Source organism: Shimia sp. R9_3, from assembly GCF_017743755.1.
In the GTDB taxonomy this organism is placed as follows: Bacteria; Pseudomonadota; Alphaproteobacteria; order Rhodobacterales; family Rhodobacteraceae; genus Shimia.
The window spans coordinates 822,766-841,549 of the sequence record NZ_JAGHRP010000002.1 but is presented as its reverse complement, the minus strand read 5'-3'; the positions used below and the strand labels follow the sequence as shown (position 1 = coordinate 841,549).

Below are 18,784 nucleotides of genomic sequence, written 5' to 3'. Positions count from 1 at the left end.
TCGCTCCGATATACCATTATTGCGTCAACGGAAAGCGTACAATTCACCTTTGCGATTCACCACATAGAGCACGCCACCCGCCACAATCGGGTTTGTGGCTGCGCCATGGGGCAAATCAACGGTGTTTGTCAGGGCGCCGTCCTGCGGATTGTAGAAACGGATCTTGTCGTCAGAGGAGGCCACCACCAGTTGACCACCTGCAAGAATGGGGCCGTAGTGCACGTGCAGCGTCGATTGCTTGCGCGGCTTGTCTTTCACAAACTGCGGCAATTGCACGCCCCAGATCCGGCTGCCATCCCGCGCATTGATCCGCAACAGCACATTGCGCTCAGACACGAAGAACAGCGATCCCCCAGCCGGGAACACCGGGCTGAGCGCGCCATGATCGGCGGTCCAGTTGCGTTGGCCGGTTTCCATGTCAAAGGCCGCCATACGGCCAGAATGGTTGGCCACATAGGCAGTGTTGCCGACCACAACCGGATCGCTGGAGATATCGCCAACCGTGTTGACCGAGCGGCCCGGGCGCACGTCTGACAGGCCTGCAGACCAACGCGACACACCGCCGCGACGGAAAGCCGCCTGAATTTCACCGGAGCCATAAGGGAAGAGCACAAGGCGATCTGTCACCGCAGGCGCGGCAGGGCTTTGCACGTTCTGCACGTTGGGCAGAGACACGAGCTGCCAGGCCACGCGGCCTGTGTCGGTTTCCAGCGCCCAGCCGGTGGCGTCGCCAGAGACCACATAAACCAGCCCGTCATAGACTGTGGGGGTGCCGCTGCCGACCGCCTGAAGTTTCTGTTCCCAGAGAACAGCACCGGTTGCAGGATCGAGCGCGGTCAACGCGCCAAACCCGGTGGTGACAAAAACTTTGCCATCGCCATAGGCCAGACCGCCGGTTGACGCCTGCCCGGTTTTGTCCTGCGGCGAGGTCAGATCACGGCTCCAAAGCGTCTCACCAGAAGTTGAGGTCGCGCTGATGGTCGCCTCGGCATCCACGGTGAAGATGCGCCCCTCCGCCACAACCGGATCAGCGGTGATGCGGGTTTTGCGCGACTCACCTTTGCCGATGGAGGCAGTCCAAGCCACGCTTGGACGCGTGGACAGCGCCGCATTGGCGGTGCGATACTTTGGCGAGCCGATCCGGTGTGTCCAACTGGCGTTCTGCACCTGCGACGGCAGGTTGATCGCCGGGCTCTGGTTTTCAGGCACCTCTGGCTGTGCAACCAGATCTTCGCGGGCACCGGGCAGAATGACTTCTGGTTCGGCGCAGGCTGTGAGTAGCGCTGCAGTGGCCACCGCTGCCAGCATCAAAGTCTTACGTGTCACTGAACAGGCCCCCACCCCGTTATCGTCTTTTTGCGGTCAGGTTACTGACCAACCACCAGTCCGTTGGTTTCAGCCGGTGTTCCGCCAAGAGCCACAATTAACTGAGCCGCGCGGTTGCGCAAGCCTGCTGTCACTGCGGCGTCCTGAATCAAATCCTGCAACTGGGTGATCGCACCTTCCGCGTCCCCTTCTTCCAAAGTCAGAAGCGCAAGCTGCTCACGCGCCAAAAGCGCCAATGGGGCGCCCGGTGTGGCGAGGCTCTCGAGTGCCAGACGACGCTCCGCCGCCGGTGTGTCCTTGCCTTCAGCCAGCACCGCTTTGAAGGCTGCGATCTGACGGTAGATTTCCGGCATATCCAACCCGCTGGTTGCGATGCCTTCCAGTGTTTCAGAGGCATCCGTGCCTGCACCAAGCTCAAGCTGATGCGCGGCCAGCAGCATATCAGAGACCACCTGCGCATCAGGCGACTCGGTTTTCAGATCGGCCAGAGCCGCCACGCGCGCTTCCGTATCGCTTGAGGACACCGCATTGATGATTGCATCGCCGGAATCTTGCGCCGCATCGCGGGCATTGCCTTTACGCACTTCATTTGCAGCAGCCGCACCAACGATGGCAATCACCAGCAAAACCGCGATCCAGCCATAGCGGCGCATCAGGCCAAACAGGCGGTCCCGACGGACTTCTTCGGTGACTTCTTCGATGAAACTGTCGGTGTTGCTCACGCCTGCTCTCCTATTCGTTCGCTCTGTCTTATCGGTTTGTTTTCAAAGTGCCAAGAGCTGGGCGGAGCTTGCGCAAATCATCACTGAATTTTCATCAGGTTGACATTTTCTGAACTGATGAGTTCAAAATAGCGTACTACAGGTTGTTTCTATATGCAGAAGCGCCAATATAACCTTCACTATTTTGTGCGCTTCGCGCTCCAATAAACCTACAGGGAACAGCAGATGCGACTTATTCCGTTCCTCACAGCGATTTTGGTCACCGGTTTTCTTTTCATGATCGTGGTTGAGCGCGAGCGTCTTCTCGCCTTTGCCAACGGCGATGCCGCAGACACCGCCACAGCTGTTCCAACAGATACCGACGCCGCTGCAGGTTCGACAGCGCAAGCCACTGATAATGCGGACGTTCCCGCTTCGTCGGATGCTGAACCCTCAGAGGATCTGATCCGCGTGGTAGTGATGCAAAGCGTGGCCCGCGAGATCGACAGCGCCGTGATCCTCAGAGGGCAAACCGAAGCGGATCGTGAGGTCGAAGTGCGCGCTGAAACCAGCGGGCTGGTGATCTCAGAACCGCTGCGGCGCGGCGAGCACGTCACTGCCGGCCAACAGCTCTGCCGCCTTGATGTGGGCACACGCGAGGCCGTACTGGCGGAAGCCCGCGCACGGCTGAGTGAGGCCAAAGCCCGAATCCCAAGCGCAGCGGCGGCGAAAATCGAGGCCGAGGCGCGGCTTGAGGAAGCCTTGATCAACGACAACGCGGCGCGCAAACTCTCTGAGGGCGGCTTTGCCTCCTCCACCCGCGTGGCCAGCGCGGCGGCAGGTGTGCGGGCTGCTGAGGCGGCGGTACAATCCGCAACCTCCGGCCTTGAGTCGACCCAAGCAGGCATCGAATCAGCGATGGCTCTGGTCGCCGCTGCAGAAAAGGAAATCGAACGCCTGACCATCAAGGCACCGTTTGATGGGCTTCTGGAGAGCAAAACCGCCGAACTGGGCAGCCTGATGCAGCAGGGCAGCCTTTGTGGCACGGTCCTGCGTCTGGACCCGATCCGGATCGTCGGCTTCGTGCCGGAGACAGAAATTGCTCGTGTCTATGAGGGCGCGCTGGCGGGCGCACGGTTGACCACAGGCCAAGAGGTCTCCGGTCAGGTGACATTTGTTTCACGCTCCGCGGATGAAACCACCCGCACCTTCCGTGTGGAAATCTCCGTCCCCAACCCGGATCTCAGCATCCGCGACGGTCAGACCGCAGAGATCGCGATCTCCGCTGACGGGGCTGCTGCACACCTCCTCCCGCAATCCGCACTGACCTTGAACGACGAAGGCACGCTCGGCGTGCGGCTGGTGGATGAGAACGACAAGGTTTTCTTTGCCGCCACAGAAATCCTGCGCGACAGCACCTCGGGTGTCTGGCTTGGCGGCCTGCCGGAGATGGCAGATGTGATCGTCGTTGGTCAGGAATTTGTCACCACCGGCGTGCAAGTGACCCCAACCATTCGGGAGCTGAACTGATGACCGGCGCCATCACATGGGCCTCTGAACGGGCCCGAATGATCCTTGCCTTCATCGCGATCTCACTCGTGGTGGGGGCATTTTCTTATGCCAGCCTTCCCAAGGAAGGTGAGCCGGATATCGACATCCCGATCCTCTATGTCTCGGTGAGCTTCCCCGGGATTTCGGCCGAAGATGCCGAAAGCCTGCTGGTCAAACCGATGGAGACCGAGGCCGTTGATCTGGACGGCCTGGACCAGATGACCGGCATCGCGTCGGAAAACCACGCCTCGCTGCTTCTTGAATTTGAGTTTGGCTGGGACAAGAGCGCCACCATCGCCGATGTGCGCGATGCCATGAACACGGCGCAGGCCAACTTCCCGGATGGGGCGGAGCAATACACCATCACAGAGATCAACTTCTCTGAGTTCCCGATTGTGATTGTGAATCTCACTGGCGATGTACCGGAACGCACAATGGCCCGTCTTGCCAAGGACTTGCAGGACGAGTTTGAAGCGATTGACGCGGTACTGGAAGCGCCGATTGCGGGCAACCGGGACGAAATGGTCGAAGTGGTGATCGACCCGCTGCGTCTTGAAAGCTACAACATCACCGCCGTTGAAGTGATCAATGTGGTGCGCAACAACAACCAGTTGATTGCCGCCGGTGAAGTGGAAACCGCCCAAGGCACCTTCTCTGTAAAGATCCCCTCCTCCTTTGACGGGGTGCAGGACATCTACGCCCTGCCCGTCAAAACCAACGGCGACCGCGTGATCACGCTGGGCGATCTGGCAGAGATCAACTTCACCTTTGAAGACCGCGCAGGCACCGCGCGTTTTGACGGTGAAAAGACCGTGGCTCTGCAGATTGTGAAGGGCAAGGGCTACAACATCATCGACACGGTGGAGCAGATCAAGGCGACCTTGTCTGAGGCGCAGGAAAGCTGGCCTGACGAGCTTAAGGCCGCTGTTGAGGTGGGCACCTCAAACGATCAGAGCCGCACCGTCGGCTCAATGGTGCGTCAGCTGGAAGGCTCTGTGTTGACCGCTGTCGCGCTGGTGATGATTGTGATCCTCGCCGCCCTTGGCAGCCGCGCGGCGATGCTTGTGGGCTTTGCCATTCCGGCCTCCTTCCTGCTGTGTTTTGCCTTCCTCGCGCTGATGGGCGTGACGATTTCAAACATGGTGATGTTTGGTCTGATCCTCGCGGTGGGCATGTTGGTGGACGGCGCGATTGTGGTCGTGGAATACGCCGACAAACGCATCAAGGAGGGTACCGGCCCGATGCATGCCTATGTGGAGGCCGCCCAGCGGATGTTCTGGCCGATCATCAGCTCCACGGCGACCACGCTCTGTGCCTTCCTGCCGATGCTGTTCTGGCCCGGTGTGCCCGGGGAATTTATGGGCATGCTGCCAGTGACCATGATCTTCGTGCTCTCCGCATCCTTGCTCGTGGCCCTGATCTATCTGCCGGTTGTCGGCGGGATCTCCGGCCGGATGAGCCGCATGTTCTCCCACGCCTCTGATGTTCTGCGCGCGCGCCTGCCATGGATCGTGCGCGCCGCCCTGGTGCCGGTGGCGCTCTGGGGCATGTTCTCAGGCGTGATGCAGATGCTGAACCCCGGCTATCTGATGCCCGCAGACAACAGCGGCATGGCGCCCCTGCTCGTCGGTGGCGTGCTCTTTGTGGTGTCAGCCTTTGCCGCCTCGATCACCCTCAGTGCCGCAGAGCTGCAATTCAAACGCCGCTCGGTGAAAAGCGGCTATCGCCTGAACCCATTCGGTCACCTGATCCGCTTTATTGTCGGCAATCCGGTCATGCCGATTATCTCTATCATCGCGGTCATTGCCACTGTCGTCAGCGTGCTCAACTACTTTGGTGAAAACAACAACGGCGTTGAGTTCTTTGTGGAAACCGAGCCGGAACAGGCCTCCGCCTTTGTGCGCGCCCGTGGCAACCTCTCCCTTCCGGAGAAAGACGCGATGGTGCGCGCCGCGGAAGAGATCATCATGGCCCACCCGGCGGTGCGCAATGTCTTCTCCTTTGCGGGCGAAGGCGGGCTCGACACGGGTGGCCCGGGTGGCGGAGAAAACACCCCACCGGACACAATCGGTCAGGTGCAGTTTGAGATCATCGCCTGGGAAGAGCGCCCGACCGTGCGCGAAGAGTGGTTCTTTGGCCTTCTGGAACGCGAAGTCACCGCCCCTGCCTACGGCGGCAACCGGGTGCTTGACGAGCTAAATGCGGAATTGGCCACACTGCCGGGCTTCTTTGTGGAGACCAAACCGATTGAGCAAGGCCCCGGTTCCGGCAAACCGATCCACCTGCGCCTGCGCGGCGATGGCTGGGACGGGCTGAACGCCGCAGCGCTTGCCGCGCGCGACACGTTTGAAGCAACCCCGGGCCTGACTCTGGTGGAGGACACCCTGCCCCTGCCTGGCATCGACTGGCAGATCGACGTGGATGTAGAGAAAGCCGGCCGCTATGGCGCGGATGTGGCTACGGTGGGCGCGATGGTGCAGCTTGTCACCCGCGGCATCCTGCTTGACACCATGCGTGTGGACAGCAGCGATGAGGAAATCGAAATCCGCCTGCGCTTGCCTGAAAATGACCGCGTGCTCTCCACTCTGGATAGCATCAAGGTGCGCACCAACGAAGGCCTTGTCCCGCTTTCAAACTTCATCACCCGCACCCCCGTGCCAAAGCGCGCCTCGATCAGCCGTATTGATCAGGAACGCTATTATGACGTGAAAGCGGATATTAGGACTGGCCTGATCAAGCTGGAAACCGTAGACGCGGACAGCTCTGTGGCACAGGCCTTGGTGCGCGAACTGGCCGAAGGCGCGTCTGCCACCGGCGATGTGGTCACTGCCGCAACTGGCGAGCGCTATGAAATCTACACGCTTCTGGCCGCGCAAACCGTCAGCGACGTGCAAGCGGCGCTGGATGCCGAGGCTCGCAAAGTGCCGGTTACACCGACCGAGCGCATCGCAGAGCTGACCAAGTGGCTGGAAACCTCGCCCTTTGACAGCTCCGTGAGCTGGGAATGGACCGGGGATCAGGAGGAGCAGGAAGAGTCCGGCGCCTTCCTGACCAGTGCATTCTCCGCCGCCTTGGGTTTGATGTTCGTGATCCTGCTGGCGCAGTTCAACAGCTTCTACAACTCCGTGCTGGTGCTTCTCGCGGTGGTGCTGTCCACCGCAGGTGTGCTTGTGGGTATGCTGGTGATGGATCAGACCTTCTCCATCATCATGACCGGCACCGGCATCGTGGCGCTGGCGGGGATTGTGGTGAACAACAACATCGTTCTGATCGACACCTATCAGGAATATTCCCAATACATGCCCCGGATTGAGGCGATTGTGCGCACCGCGCAAAGCCGTATCCGTCCGGTCCTGCTGACCACCATCACCACCATGGCGGGCCTTGCGCCGATGATGTTTGGCCTGAGCCTTGATTTCATCAATGGCGGCTACTCGATCGACAGCCCGACCTCCCTGTGGTGGAAACAGCTGGCAACCGCGGTAGTCTTTGGCCTTGGCATCGCAACGGTGCTGACGCTGATCTTCACCCCGTCCATGCTGGCCTTGCGGGTCTGGGCAGGCACCTACTTTGGCTGGATGATGCGGCTTCTGGCCCGCCTCTCCTTTGGCCGCGCCTCGCGCGCCGGTCAGGATTGGGCCCTGCGTCGCGAAGCCCGCAAAGTGCGCCATCCGCTGATCATCTGGGATGAAGACGGCCTCACCGCAGAGGTGGAGGAAGTCCATGCAGACAAGATGGACCCAGCAGCGCTCGCCCCCGAAGTAGAGGCCCCGCGCGTTGGCGAGAAGAAAGCCGCCAACGACGATCCTGATCCAAGCGGTGTGCAGGCGGCGGAGTAAGCCTCAGTCCACCTAAAAAAGAAAACGCGCCCACGGGCGCGTTTTTTCTTTTTGCTGATCAAAATCCCGCCTAAACCCACAGGTAGCCAAACGCAAACGCGGCAGCGTCAAAATCAGAATTTAAATTTTATTTTCAAAATATTATAAGCTAAACCTCAATGAACGCCTCAAGCATTCTCATCGCCAGCGCGGCTTATCTCTGCGTGATCAATTTGACCTGCATCGCGGCCTTCTACGTGGACAAACGGCGCGCATTATCAGGCGATTGGCGTGTGCCGGAAAACCGTCTTTTGTGTCTCGCGTTGATCGGCGGCAGCCCCGGCGCAAAATGGGCGCAAAAGCGCTTTCGTCACAAAACCCGCAAACAGCCTTTCTGCGCGCGACTGAACAGAATTATTTGGCTTCAGTTGGTCTTTGTCATCGGCACGCTGCTCTATGTCGTCACCTAAGACCAGCTGATTTGAAACTGCTGCCCAAGCGCAAAAGCCCGGACAGCGCATAGCTTAAGCCGCGTCTTCATCGGCCAGCTGACGGGCCCAAAGCTGCGCATAGCGGCCCTGTTTGTCCAAAAGTGCGGCATGGGTGCCCTGCTCGATCACTTCGCCCTGCTCCAAGACAACGATGCGATCGGCCTCCGCAATGGTTGAGAGACGGTGTGCGATGGTGATCACCGTACGGCCTTCCCCGGCGCGCGCCAGAGCCTCCTTGATGCCCTGCTCCGTTTCTGTGTCGAGCGCCGAGGTGGCTTCATCGAGCAGCAGGATGGGCGGGTTCTTCAGCAATGTGCGGGCAATACCAACACGCTGCTTTTCGCCCCCGGAAAGTTTCAGCCCGCGCTCCCCCACAGCCGTGTCGTAGCCTTCCGGCAGAGCCGCGATGAACTCATGGATCTGCGCAGCCTTGGCCGCTTCGATGATATCGTCTTCCGTAGCGCCGTCCCGCCCGTAAGCGATGTTGTAGCGGATGGTGTCGTTAAACAGCACCGTGTCCTGCGGCACCACGCCAATGGCATCATGCAGGCTTTCCTGGGCCACATCCCGCACGTCCTGCCCATCAATGCGCAGCGCGCCGCCCTGCACGTCATAGAAGCGGAACAACAGCCGCCCGATGGTGGATTTCCCGGAGCCGGAGGCGCCCACAATCGCGACGGTTTGACCACCCGGCACATCCAAGCTCACACCTTTCAGAATGGGACGCTCCTGCTCATAGCCAAAGGCAATATTGTCGAGCTGGATATTGCCAGTACCAATCGCAAGCGGCTTGGCGTCGGGTTTGTCCGCCACCTCGGAGGGCTGCTCCAGCAGATCAAACATTTCGCCCATGTCCACCAGCGCCTGACGTATTTCGCGGTAGACCGTGCCAAGGAAATTCAGCGGCATGGTGATCTGGATCATATAGGCATTGACCATGACAAAATCGCCCACCGTCAGGTAACCATTCTGCACACCAATAGCGGCCAGTACCATGACGATGACAAGGCCCGAGGTGATCAGGAACGACTGGCCAAAATTCAAGAAAGCCAAGGAATATGAAGTCTTTAGAGCCGCTTGCTCATACCCCGCCATGGCACTGTCATAGCGCGCGGCCTCGCGCTTTTCTGCGCCGAAATACTTCACCGTTTCAAAATTGAGCAGGCTGTCGATGGCCTTCTGATTGGCGTCCGTGTCCTGATCATTCATCTCGCGGCGCAGCTTCACGCGCCATTCGGTCACTTTGAATGTGAACCAGATGTAGATCGCAATGGTCACACCCACCACCGCCAGATAGCGCGCGTCAAACAGCCAATAGAAGATCGCGGAGATCATCAGGAGCTCAAGAACCAAGGGCCCGATGGAGAACAGCAGAAAGCGCAGCAGGAACTCAACGCCCTTCACGCCGCGCTCGATGATGCGGCTCAGCCCGCCGGTTTTGCGAGTGATGTGATAGCGCATCGACAAGCGGTGTATGTGCTCAAAGGTCTCCAGCGCTAGTTGGCGCAAGGCACGCTGGGCCACTTTGGCAAAGATGGCATCCCGAAGCTGCTGAAAGCCGTTGGTCATCAGGCGTGCCATACCGTAGGCCACGGTAAGCCCTACCGCACCCAATGCGAGCGGCGGCACGCCCTCCCCGGCCAGCGCGTCCACCGCTGCTTTGTAAAGCATGGGCGAATAGACCGCGACCATCTTGGAGGCCATCAGCATCAGCATTGCCAAAATCACGCGCCGCTTTACCCAAGGCTGATCCTCAGGCCAAAGACGCGGGGCGACCTTGCGAATGGTGCGCCAGCCCGAGCGCTGTTCGTTACGGGCCAGTTCTTCTTCAGAGGCCGTGTGCCATTGTGCCATGCTGCTTGCCTTGCTTGTGGGTGAGCCGGGCAAACTTAATCACTGGCAGCGGGACATGCCACCCCTGCGACGTGTCTCAGGTGCTTATTGTTCAGGAACCGCAAAGACTTGCCCCGGATAGATCAGATCCGGGTTCTGAATCTTCTCTTTGTTGGCCTCAAAAACGCGCACATACATCAGGCCTTCGCCGTATCGATCCCGCGCAATCGCCCAAAGCGAGGAGCCGGGCTGTACGGTGACAATCTGCACCGCGGGCTTGGTGGCCTCCGCCGATGGTGCGGCCTCAGATGTTGAGGCGGTTGTCACAACTGGTGCATTCTCCGCACTTGCAACAGGCGCATCTTCGCTTGCTTGCGCAACGTCCGGCGCTGCCGCTTCCGGCGCGGGTGACGGCGTCTCAAGTGCGGTGGTCACGGCAGGTGCGGCGCTTTCAGCTGTGTCAGGTGCGGTTTCGGTGGCCGCTGCGGTCTCTACAGTCTCAGCGGTCTCTGGCGCTTCCACCACCTGCACGGGCTCGGCCTGCTCCACAGATGCCACTGCCTGATCCGCGCTCTCCGCTGGTTCAACGGGTGCAGCGGCGGTGGTTTCCTCATTCGCTGGCGCGGCATCGGCCACGGCCTGCTGATTGGCAGCAGTGGCATCAGCCTGCGCCCGCGCTTGGGCCACAGTCTCAGGCGTTTCGCGCTTAAACGGCGTCAGCACACGAGAGGTCACCTTGCCGCTCTTGTCCACTTCATCGGCACGCATCTCATAAAGACCACCTGCCACATCGGCCAACTGGCTGCTCCACATGCCGCTCGCGTCCACTGCGGCCTCGGCCGCAAGCGCGTTGTTGAGATAGAGCCGCACAAACAGCCCCGCTGCACCGCGCCCGGAAACCATCACCGCGCCCGTATCTGTGTAGCTGATCGAGTCAATGGAGACAGCCGCGAGCACTTCTTCAGATGTGTCCGCCGGCGCTGCGGGTTGCAGCACGCGCACCCCTTGGGAATCTGAGACGATCACCGCCGGCGCTTTGGGCGCAGTGGCGGCAGGTGCCGCCTGCTCTGCCGTCTCAACGGTTTCTGCCGTCGCGGTGGCAGCCACGGCCACGTCAGCTTCATTCTGTGCGGTCTCGCCCTCAGCCAGCTCGGTCTCAGCGGTTGGCGCCTCAGCCCCTTGTGCAGCCGCAACCTCGGTGGCAGGCGCGGCCTCCGCTGTTGCCGTCGGAACAGGTGCCGCAACCGCCAGAACGGGGGCCACAATCACCGTCGCATCAGAAGGCACATCGCCCGCGTCACGCCGCTCAACCAAAGACAAGACACGCGGCGTATCACTTGGCGCAATCGACAATATGGCCGCAAATTGGCCGGTGCTGTCAGCAGGAGAGGTCGCGATTTCAACCCCGTCCAGAAGAATGGCCAAAACCGCATTGGGCGCAGCCGCCCCGGCGACCACGGTGTTGCCTTCCGCATCCACCCGCACAAGATCAAATGTCGGCGCTTCCGCAACAGGTGTGCCAGCCGTTTGTGCAGTGTCGTTTGTTGGGGCTTCTGCCGCCTCGGCTTTCGGTTCAGCGGCGATCACGGTCTGTTCAACAGCCTTCGGCGCGGTTTCGCTCTCAGCAACAGTTTGCCCATCCGAAAGCGCAGGTTCTGCGGCTGTGTCTGCAGGCGCAGCCGCTCCAGACGTGCTTGTCTGAGGTGCAGGCGCCGCTTCGGTGGCAACGACTGGGGTCTCTTCCGGCGCACTGCCATCCAGCACACCGGTCGCAACCAGCGCATAGACGGACACGCCCATCGCCACCACAACTCCGGCCACCCAGACAATATTTCCGCTGAGCCCTGATGCTTTCTCAGTCATCGCCGACAAACCCCCAAATTCTGTCGCCATCTTGGTTGAGAGACCTTAGCAACCGCTTTATTTGTGGTCAAAACAGCATTGATCATACTGGAGAATTTCATGACAACGCGCTCGATCTGTGTCTTTTGCGGCTCACGTTCCGGCGGGGATGCGGCCTATCAGACAGCCGCCGAACAGTTTGGCGCAAGCTTTGCCGAAAAGAACTGGCGATTGGTCTATGGCGCGGGGGATGTGGGCTTGATGGGAGCCGTGGCAAACGCCGCGCAGGCATCCGGTGCAGAGACTTTCGGCGTGATCCCGACACACCTTCTCGAATGGGAGGTGGGAAAGACCGACCTCACCAATTTCATCGTAACCGAAAACATGCATGAGCGCAAAAAAGTCATGTTTATGAATTGTGATGCGATCGTGGTTTTGCCGGGTGGCGCGGGCTCGCTTGATGAGTTCTTTGAGGTGCTCACCTGGCGGCAGCTCAAATTGCACGCCAAGCCCATCGTGCTGCTCAACATCAACGGTTTCTGGGATCCGCTGATCGGTCTTGTGGACCATGTGATCGCGCAAGGCTTTGCCGATGCCTCCTTGCGCGACTTTGTGCAGGTCGCCAGCGATGTAGCGGAGCTTCAGGCGATGCTCGACTCCGCCCTCGCATAAGCCTCAGGCGGCGGCTTTGCTGTCGGCCTGTTTGTCGATCTTGTGCTGGTCCTCGGTCCGCCCTGCCCGCCAGTAGCTCGACAGATAAATCTGATCGCGGTCCACACCGCGGTCAGTGCGGTAATAACTGCGCAGGGCGCGCATGCTGTCAAACTCACAGGCCGTCCACACACTCACCCGCCCCTCATGCCTCGGGAGCGCCTTGATGGCCTCTACCAGGCGGCCTTTGGTCTGATCCGGCGTCGGATTCACGATCCACTGCACCGCCATCCCAGCAGGCAGGGGGAACGGCTGCTTGTCAGCCTCAGAGGTGATCTCCACCACGACATATCCGCTGGCGTTCTCCGGCAGGCGATCCAGATTGCACATCAGCGCAGGAATGCCCGTCATATCCGCCGCGAGCAGATGCCAATCGGCCTCCGGATCGGCCATCCGAATGCTGCCCGGCCCGGCGATCATGATCTGATCCCCCGGCTGCGCCCCCTGCGCCCACTCTGTCGCCACCCCTCCGGCGTCGCCATGGAGCGCAAAATCCACGGATAAGGTGCCTTGCGCCGCATCAAAAGCCCGAATGGAATAGGTGCGCATCACCGGCCGCTCCGGCGTGCTGTGAGGAGCCTCAGGGAAGAGCAGCTTGATATAACCGCCCTCCCGCCCTTCAGGGAAATCCGCCAGATCTGCACCGCCCAGTGTCACGCGCAGCATATTTGGTGTGATCTGCTCGGTGCGGAGCACTTCAAGTTTTCTGGGCGGCGGTTTTGGCATGATCTGTCCTGCGCTTTTTGCTTCCTAACAGGATCAGAAATAGATATCCGATTTATTTAGTCAAGATTAAATAAATCATGCTCGTCAAACCGAAACCAGCTCAGATTTGAGCACTTTATCCAATCGCTCAGCGGAGTGATTGGTCAACGTTTTATCGATCTGAGCGATCACCTTTGAGAGCACAGATTTATGCAATTGATTTCGCAGAGTGCCCATCAGTTGAGGCGCTGCAACAATCACCAGTTTCGGAAAGCTGCCCCGGCGCTCCTGCTGCAACAGGCGATCAGCCAGATCTTGCGCAAAACGCTTCAGAGCGATGCGCTGCGTGTCTGTCTGCTCCATCGCAGACTTCTGCCCCGGCCCACCATCCGTGCGGCGCCCAGGACGATCCGTGGTGGCCTGCAAATTTCGATGCTGAGACGTGAGAGAGGAAATCAATCGGAACTTTGGATCAAAAGCAGTGGCCACATTTTTGAAAAACAGCGCTTTCTCACCATCTGCGACCACAACCCAAGTGCCTTTTGAAACGATACCCATCGCCAAACTCCTCTCTTTGTAACATCCGAAATTAGCGGGCCTTCGCAGCGTGCGCTTTGCGCTCCCGCTGCTGTCCTCACACGATAAAAGATGTATCTTGGTTCCTCCTTTTCAATAAGGGCGGCAGGCGACGTTCTAACACAGGCAAGATTGCGCTCATGTCCACGCCCAAACCCAGCACACCAAAAGAAAAGGCCCGCCAGAACATGTCTGGCGGGCCAAAAGTCAGCAACTCTGACTGGAAATCACATCCGGGATGCGACGTTTTCCCAGTTCACCAGGTTGTTCAGGAAGTTGTCCAGATACGCCGGGCGTTTGTTGCGATAGTCGATGTAGTAGGAGTGCTCCCACACGTCACAGCCCAGCAGAGCGGTCTGGTTGAAGCAGAGCGGGTTCACGCCGTTTTCGGTCTTGGTCACTGCCAGAGAGCCGTCTGCGTTTTTCACGAGCCATGCCCAGCCTGAACCGAACTGGCCAGCGCCAGCTGCGGCGAATTGGGATTTGAACTCTTCAACGGAACCAAAGCTCTCAACCAGTGCTTTTTCCAGCTCGCCCGGCATCGCGGATGCGCCTGGGCCCATCATTTCCCAGAACTGGTTGTGGTTCCAAAGCTGGGAGATGTTGTTGAAGATGCCGTTCTGCGCAACTGCGTTTGCGTCATAGGTGCCAACGATGATCTCTTCCATCGTTTTGCCGTCCCACTCGGTGCCCGCGATGAGCTTGTTGCCGTTGTCGACATAAGCTTTGTGGTGCAGGTCATGGTGGAATTCCAGCGTCTCAGCGGACATGCCTTTGTCGGCCAGAGCGTCGTGAGCGTAAGGAAGATCGGGGAGTTCGAAAGCCATTGCAGCATCCTCTTCTGTTGCGCGAATTTTATGTGAAGACAGATGGGGCTGAATGGCAGGTAAGGTCAAGGGCAAAGCGGAAAACTTCCTGATTTGCCGCGCCGGTTTTGTGTCATCGGCAGGCGTCCCAAAGCGCGGAGCGGCACAGATCAGGCGCTTTCCCAAAGGTTTACGCCAACTGGCCTGTTGGATGGGTCTCCTTAGGCGTGTATATAAAATCCGACTCTTATAGTAGGAATATTGAATGCCAACCTCTTTCCTGCGCCGCACGGCCGCAGCCGCGCTCTTCATCTTTGGTGCGGCACCGGTCTTGGCGACACAGCTGCCAACGGCATCCATGCTGATTAATTGTCAAATGAAACCCGGCGACAAAGGCGGGGATTGGATTGCGCCCGCCTATGCTTTCACCATGCACCGAAATGGCAATGTGTTTGTCGTGGATAGCGTGGGTATGCGGTTCGCAGGCCGTGCGACACCTGTTGAGGTGACCCGCAAAAAGAAGAAAGCCAAGTTGAGGTGGACGCTGCCTCTTGAGCTGGAAGTGAACCCAAATGGCGCGGTTATGACCGATAGTATGGTGAGCTTGCACTATGTTGCCTCGCTCAACACCCAAACCGGCAAAATCACCATTCGTGCGGGCACGCTACGTGGCAGCGAGACCACCTATCGCGGCAGCGGCGTTTGCGATTTTCACAAGGCCTGAAACGAAAAAGCACCGGGCAATCTATTTCAATCGCGCCGGTGCTCTCTTTTTCTCAGGTAAGCCGCCGCGCTCCTAGGCTGGGCGGCCGGCAGCTTAGTGAAATCCGACCTCGCCGCCCTTCTCCGCGGAGACTTTGAGCAGGTCAAAGACATATTGCGCCACAGAGCGGAAGCAGATCACTTCAAAGCTGCCATCGGCGTTGCCCCAGACCGCAGCCGGCACCTGGGCAAAGCGGGAGCGGCGGATGTCGCCCGCGCCAAAGGCGTCTTTGCCAAAGTCTACCGGTGCGAGCTTTGCCAGCACATCACGGCTGTGTTCACCAGACACACGATAAACCGCACGGGCGTCGGAGACATTGGCCACCAGCGCATGCACGCCAGACAGCGCCTCTGTCAGCACAGCCACAGTGTCGTTGACCGTTGCATAGTCCACAACCACCAACAGCTCATCCGGCGACATCCAGGCGACCGCGCCTTTGTCCCCGGTGACCACTTTGCGCAGCGCAGGCATGTCGGCTCCGGTGGCAGCTTTCACCGCTGCCGCCATTTCCGCGCTTGCCAGATCACCACGCAGGGTGATCATGCCACGCAGGCCGGTTTCCTCGACTTTTGCAAAGCCCTCAAACGATGCCCCTTGCAGGGCGCTCACAGCCTTAGACATTCTGCTTCTCCCCATCTTTGTCATAGAACACCGGATCGACCACTTTGGCCTGAACGGTGGTGCCGTCCACTTTGTTGAACTCAACCACATCGCCGAGGCGCTTCATACCGCCATGGATCAGACCCATTGCGATGCCGCGATCCAGCGTTGGCGAGTAGTAGGTCGAGGTCACGCGCCCCTGCACATTGCGCTGGTTGTTGGCATTGGTGCCGGTGCCCACGATGTAGGCGCCATCCGGAATGACAGAGCCATCCACGGTTTCAAAGCCCGCCAGCTTCCAGCGATCCTCAGAGGCCATGTGATCCCGCGTCTGCGCACGTTTGCCGAGGAAGTCCTCTTTCTTTTTGGAGATCGCCCACTGCATGTTGAGATCCTGCGGGATCACGGTGCCGTCGGTTTCGTCCCCAATCATGATGAAGCCTTTTTCGGCCCGCATCACGTGCAGCGCTTCGGTGCCGTAAGGCATGATGTTGAACTCTTTACCTGCCTCCAGAAGCGCATCCCAGAAGGCGCGGCCCTGGCTGGCTGGCACGGCGATTTCGTAGGACAGCTCACCAGAGAAGGAAATCCGGTAAGCACGGGCGTCAAATTCGCCAATCTTGCCGTCTTTCCACTCCATGAAGGCCAGACCTTCTTTGGAGACATCCATATCGCCGCCAAGCTTTTCGATCACCTTGCGGGCGTTGGGGCCCACAACCGCGATCTGAGCATATTGCTCGGTGACATTGGCGGTGAAGACCTTCATGTCCCACCATTCGCACTGCAGCCAGTCTTCCATCCAGCCGTGGATACGCTCGGCACCCCCGGTGGTGGTGTGGCAGAGATAGGTGTCCTCGTCGATGCGGGCGACAACGCCGTCATCAATCAGGAAGCCGTTCTCGTTACACATCAGACCATAGCGGCATTTGCCCGGCTTCAGCGTGCTCATCATGTTGGTGTAGAGCATGTCGAGGAATTTGCCCGCATCCGGACCCTTGACGATGATCTTACCCAGCGTGGAGGCATCCAGCAGGCCCACGGAGGCCCGTGTCTGGCGGATCTCGCGGGTCACCGCATCCGCGTGGGTCTCCCCCTTGCGCGGGAAGCAGTATGGGCGGCGCCAGTGGCCCACCGGCTCAAAGAACGCCTCATTGGCTTCATGCCAGTCATGGATCGTGGTGCGGCGGATCGGCTGGAACACCTCGTCACGTGCCTCACCGGCAATCGCGCCCATGGAGATCGGCGTGTAAGGCGGGCGGAAGGTGGTGGTGCCGGTCGCCGGGATCGGCTGGTTCAGCGCATCAGAAAGAACCGCCAAACCGTTGATGTTGCTCAACTTACCCTGATCGGTCGCCATGCCCAGCGTGGTGTAACGCTTGGTGTGCTCCACGCTTTCATAGCCTTCCTGAGCCGCCAGACGCACGTCAGAAACCTTCACGTCGTTCTGGTAATCCAGCCAGGCTTTCATGCGCAGTTTCGGGCCAGCGCCCTGCGGCATCAGCCACACAGCCTGCATTGCAGCCTCTGCAGTGGTTTCCCCTTTGGGAGCTTCTGCCGCGCCGCCGTCAAAACCGGTCGCTGCCGCAGCAGCCACACCGGCCGCATGGGCGTTCTCCAGAATTTCGGCCAAGCCGAGCGGGCCGCTTGCGCTGCCTGCGGTGGCGACAAATGGCTTGCCGTCATGGCTTGTTGGTGCGCGGTCCGCGTCGGGGCGGAAATGCGCTTGGGTCTCATCCCAGATCAGCTTGCCGCCGCAGTGGGACCAGAGGTGCACCACCGGAGACCAGCCGCCAGACATGGCCACCGCGTCACAGGAGATCTCCTCCAGCGCAGCGCCTTCGCCTTCTTGCGTGCAGATGGCAACGCCCACCACGCGCTTGCCGCCTTTGACCTTGGCAATGCCTTTACCGATCTCAACGCGGATGCCGAGCGCTTTGGCCTCATCCATCAGCTTGCCGCCGCCAAGTGAGCGGGCGTCGATCACAGCAGGCACATCCAGACCGGCTTTCTTCAGCGCGATCGCGGTGCGGTAGGCGTCGTCATTGTTGGTGACAACCACGGTGCGGTCGCCGGAGGACACGCCGAAGTTCACCACATAGTCGCGCAGCGCGCTGGCCAGCATCACACCGGGAATGTCGTTGCCTGCAAAAGACAACGGACGCTCAATCGCACCGGTGGCGGTGACAATCTGCTTGGCGCGGATGCGCCACAGGCGGTGACGTGGGCCATCGGTCAGCGGCGCGTGGTCGGTCAGACGCTCATAGCCCAGCACGTAGCCGTGGTCATAAACCCCTGCCCCCATCATGCGGTTGCGCAGGGTGACATTGTCCATGGCCTCAAGCGCGGCCACGGTGGCGTCGATGTAGTCTGCCACATCGCGGCCATCCACAGTGCCGCCATCAACCGCAGCGCGGCCACCCCAATGGGCGGTCTGCTCCATCAGCAGAACCTTGGCACCGCTGTCAGCCGCTGCTTTGGCCGCCTGCAGACCGGCGATACCGCCGCCCACAACAACCACGTCAAAGAAGGCATAGAAATGCTCATAGCGATCGGCGTCGCGGTCCTTTGGCGCTTTGCCAAGACCGGCAGACTGGCGCACAATCGGCTCAAACACATGTTTCCAGGCCGCTGCGGGCGCCATGAAGGTCTTGTAGTAGAAACCAGCCGGCAGGAAGCGCGCGGCGTAGTTGTTCACTACGCCGATGTCCATCTCAAGGCTGGGCCAGTGGTTCTGCGAGGTCGCAGACAGGCCGTCAAACAGCTCGGTGGTGGTGGCGCGCTGGTTTGGCTCAAACTTGCCACCCTGCCCGAGGTTCACCAGAGCGTTGGGCTCTTCGGCACCGGAGGCCACAACCCCACGCGGACGGTGGTATTTGAACGACCGGCCCATCAGCATCTGATCGTTGGCCAGAAGCGCGGAAGCGAGCGTATCACCCGCATAGCCGGTCATCTGCTTGCCGTTGAAGGTGAATTTCACCTGTTTGGAGCGATTGAGAAGGCGCCCACCTGTGGAAAGTCTTGTGCTCATATGTCAGCCCTTTGCATGGGTTGATCCGTCAGA

14 protein-coding genes are annotated in these 18,784 nt (G+C 59.8%); 5 read left to right on the top strand and 9 right to left on the bottom strand.

All coding sequences use genetic code 11. The features are described from left to right. Positions 1 to 24 precede the first annotated feature (24 nt). Both J7412_RS08595 and J7412_RS08590 read right to left on the bottom strand, forming a co-directional pair. A complete protein-coding gene (locus J7412_RS08595; protein ID WP_348540482.1) occupies positions 25 to 1,326 on the bottom strand; it encodes a PQQ-binding-like beta-propeller repeat protein in 1,302 nt (433 codons plus the stop codon). A 41-nt stretch (positions 1,327 to 1,367) separates the two neighbouring features. After that, positions 1,368 to 2,048 carry a hypothetical protein gene (locus tag J7412_RS08590; protein WP_209078258.1) on the bottom strand — a complete coding sequence of 227 codons (681 nt, stop codon included), beginning with the start codon at positions 2,046 to 2,048 and terminating at the stop codon, positions 1,368 to 1,370. A 225-nt stretch (positions 2,049 to 2,273) separates the two neighbouring features. On the opposite strand from J7412_RS08590, the gene J7412_RS08585 reads away from it, so the two are divergent. The 3 genes from J7412_RS08585 (at position 2,274) to J7412_RS08575 (ending at position 7,866) form a co-directional block, all read left to right on the top strand. After that, entirely contained in the window at positions 2,274 to 3,557 is a 1,284-nt protein-coding gene (locus J7412_RS08585; protein ID WP_209078257.1) for an efflux RND transporter periplasmic adaptor subunit, read from the top strand. Next, entirely contained in the window at positions 3,557 to 7,417 is a 3,861-nt protein-coding gene (locus J7412_RS08580) for an efflux RND transporter permease subunit (protein WP_209078256.1), read from the top strand. Before J7412_RS08585 ends, J7412_RS08580 begins: the two co-directional genes overlap by 1 nt. A 158-nt stretch (positions 7,418 to 7,575) precedes the next feature. Then, complete coding sequence (locus J7412_RS08575) at positions 7,576 to 7,866, top strand: DUF1294 domain-containing protein (protein ID WP_209078255.1); 291 nt, start codon at positions 7,576 to 7,578, stop codon at positions 7,864 to 7,866. 54 nt (positions 7,867 to 7,920) lie between these two features. Here J7412_RS08575 and J7412_RS08570 read toward each other — a convergent pair whose 3' ends face one another. Both J7412_RS08570 and J7412_RS21825 read right to left on the bottom strand, forming a co-directional pair. Continuing rightward, a complete protein-coding gene (locus tag J7412_RS08570; RefSeq protein WP_209078254.1) occupies positions 7,921 to 9,741 on the bottom strand; it encodes an ABC transporter ATP-binding protein/permease in 1,821 nt (606 codons plus the stop codon). An 84-nt stretch (positions 9,742 to 9,825) separates the two neighbouring features. Continuing rightward, complete coding sequence (locus J7412_RS21825) at positions 9,826 to 11,583, bottom strand: LysM peptidoglycan-binding domain-containing protein (protein ID WP_247743810.1); 1,758 nt, start codon at positions 11,581 to 11,583, stop codon at positions 9,826 to 9,828. Positions 11,584 to 11,682: 99 nt separating this feature from the next. On the opposite strand from J7412_RS21825, the gene J7412_RS08560 reads away from it, so the two are divergent. After that, positions 11,683 to 12,234 (top strand): TIGR00730 family Rossman fold protein, encoded by a 552-nt coding sequence (locus tag J7412_RS08560; protein ID WP_209078253.1) that lies wholly within the window; start codon positions 11,683 to 11,685, stop codon positions 12,232 to 12,234. Positions 12,235 to 12,237: 3 nt separating this feature from the next. Here J7412_RS08560 and J7412_RS08555 read toward each other — a convergent pair whose 3' ends face one another. The 3 genes from J7412_RS08555 to J7412_RS08545 form a co-directional block, all read right to left on the bottom strand. Next, positions 12,238 to 12,999: a siderophore-interacting protein gene (locus J7412_RS08555; protein ID WP_209078252.1), complete on the bottom strand. Its 762-nt coding sequence runs from the start codon at positions 12,997 to 12,999 to the stop codon at positions 12,238 to 12,240. An 84-nt stretch (positions 13,000 to 13,083) separates the two neighbouring features. Beyond that, positions 13,084 to 13,536: a host attachment family protein gene (locus J7412_RS08550; protein WP_209078251.1), complete on the bottom strand. Its 453-nt coding sequence runs from the start codon at positions 13,534 to 13,536 to the stop codon at positions 13,084 to 13,086. A 245-nt stretch (positions 13,537 to 13,781) separates the two neighbouring features. Continuing rightward, positions 13,782 to 14,381, bottom strand: coding sequence for a superoxide dismutase (locus J7412_RS08545; RefSeq protein ID WP_209060393.1), 600 nt, complete (start codon positions 14,379 to 14,381; stop codon positions 13,782 to 13,784). 244 nt (positions 14,382 to 14,625) lie between these two features. On the opposite strand from J7412_RS08545, the gene J7412_RS08540 reads away from it, so the two are divergent. Further along, the gene (locus tag J7412_RS08540; RefSeq protein ID WP_209078250.1) at positions 14,626 to 15,084 is read left to right on the top strand and encodes a hypothetical protein; all 459 of its coding nucleotides are present in this window, start codon (positions 14,626 to 14,628) and stop codon (positions 15,082 to 15,084) included. Positions 15,085 to 15,177: 93 nt separating this feature from the next. On the opposite strand, the gene J7412_RS08535 is transcribed toward J7412_RS08540, so the two are convergent. Together J7412_RS08535 and J7412_RS08530 are read right to left on the bottom strand one after the other, a co-directional pair. Then, entirely contained in the window at positions 15,178 to 15,744 is a 567-nt protein-coding gene (locus tag J7412_RS08535) for a sarcosine oxidase subunit gamma family protein (RefSeq protein WP_209078249.1), read from the bottom strand. Beyond that, complete coding sequence (locus J7412_RS08530) at positions 15,737 to 18,751, bottom strand: sarcosine oxidase subunit alpha family protein (RefSeq protein WP_209078248.1); 3,015 nt, start codon at positions 18,749 to 18,751, stop codon at positions 15,737 to 15,739. The genes J7412_RS08535 and J7412_RS08530 overlap by 8 nt, the downstream gene beginning before the upstream one ends. Positions 18,752 to 18,784 lie beyond the last annotated feature (33 nt).

Coding starts and splice junctions, on each gene's coding strand:
- J7412_RS08555 (WP_209078252.1), bottom strand. CDS start 12,999: ATGCCAAAACCGCCGCCCAGAAAACTTGAAGTGCTCCGCACCGAGCAG.
- J7412_RS08570 (WP_209078254.1), bottom strand. CDS start 9,741: ATGGCACAATGGCACACGGCCTCTGAAGAAGAACTGGCCCGTAACGAA.
- J7412_RS08540 (WP_209078250.1), top strand. CDS start 14,626: ATGCCAACCTCTTTCCTGCGCCGCACGGCCGCAGCCGCGCTCTTCATC.
- J7412_RS08530 (WP_209078248.1), bottom strand. CDS start 18,751: ATGAGCACAAGACTTTCCACAGGTGGGCGCCTTCTCAATCGCTCCAAA.
- J7412_RS08575 (WP_209078255.1), top strand. CDS start 7,576: ATGAACGCCTCAAGCATTCTCATCGCCAGCGCGGCTTATCTCTGCGTG.
- J7412_RS08580 (WP_209078256.1), top strand. CDS start 3,557: ATGACCGGCGCCATCACATGGGCCTCTGAACGGGCCCGAATGATCCTT.
- J7412_RS08560 (WP_209078253.1), top strand. CDS start 11,683: ATGACAACGCGCTCGATCTGTGTCTTTTGCGGCTCACGTTCCGGCGGG.
- J7412_RS08585 (WP_209078257.1), top strand. CDS start 2,274: ATGCGACTTATTCCGTTCCTCACAGCGATTTTGGTCACCGGTTTTCTT.
- J7412_RS21825 (WP_247743810.1), bottom strand. CDS start 11,583: ATGACTGAGAAAGCATCAGGGCTCAGCGGAAATATTGTCTGGGTGGCC.
- J7412_RS08550 (WP_209078251.1), bottom strand. CDS start 13,536: ATGGGTATCGTTTCAAAAGGCACTTGGGTTGTGGTCGCAGATGGTGAG.
- J7412_RS08545 (WP_209060393.1), bottom strand. CDS start 14,381: ATGGCTTTCGAACTCCCCGATCTTCCTTACGCTCACGACGCTCTGGCC.
- J7412_RS08535 (WP_209078249.1), bottom strand. CDS start 15,744: ATGTCTAAGGCTGTGAGCGCCCTGCAAGGGGCATCGTTTGAGGGCTTT.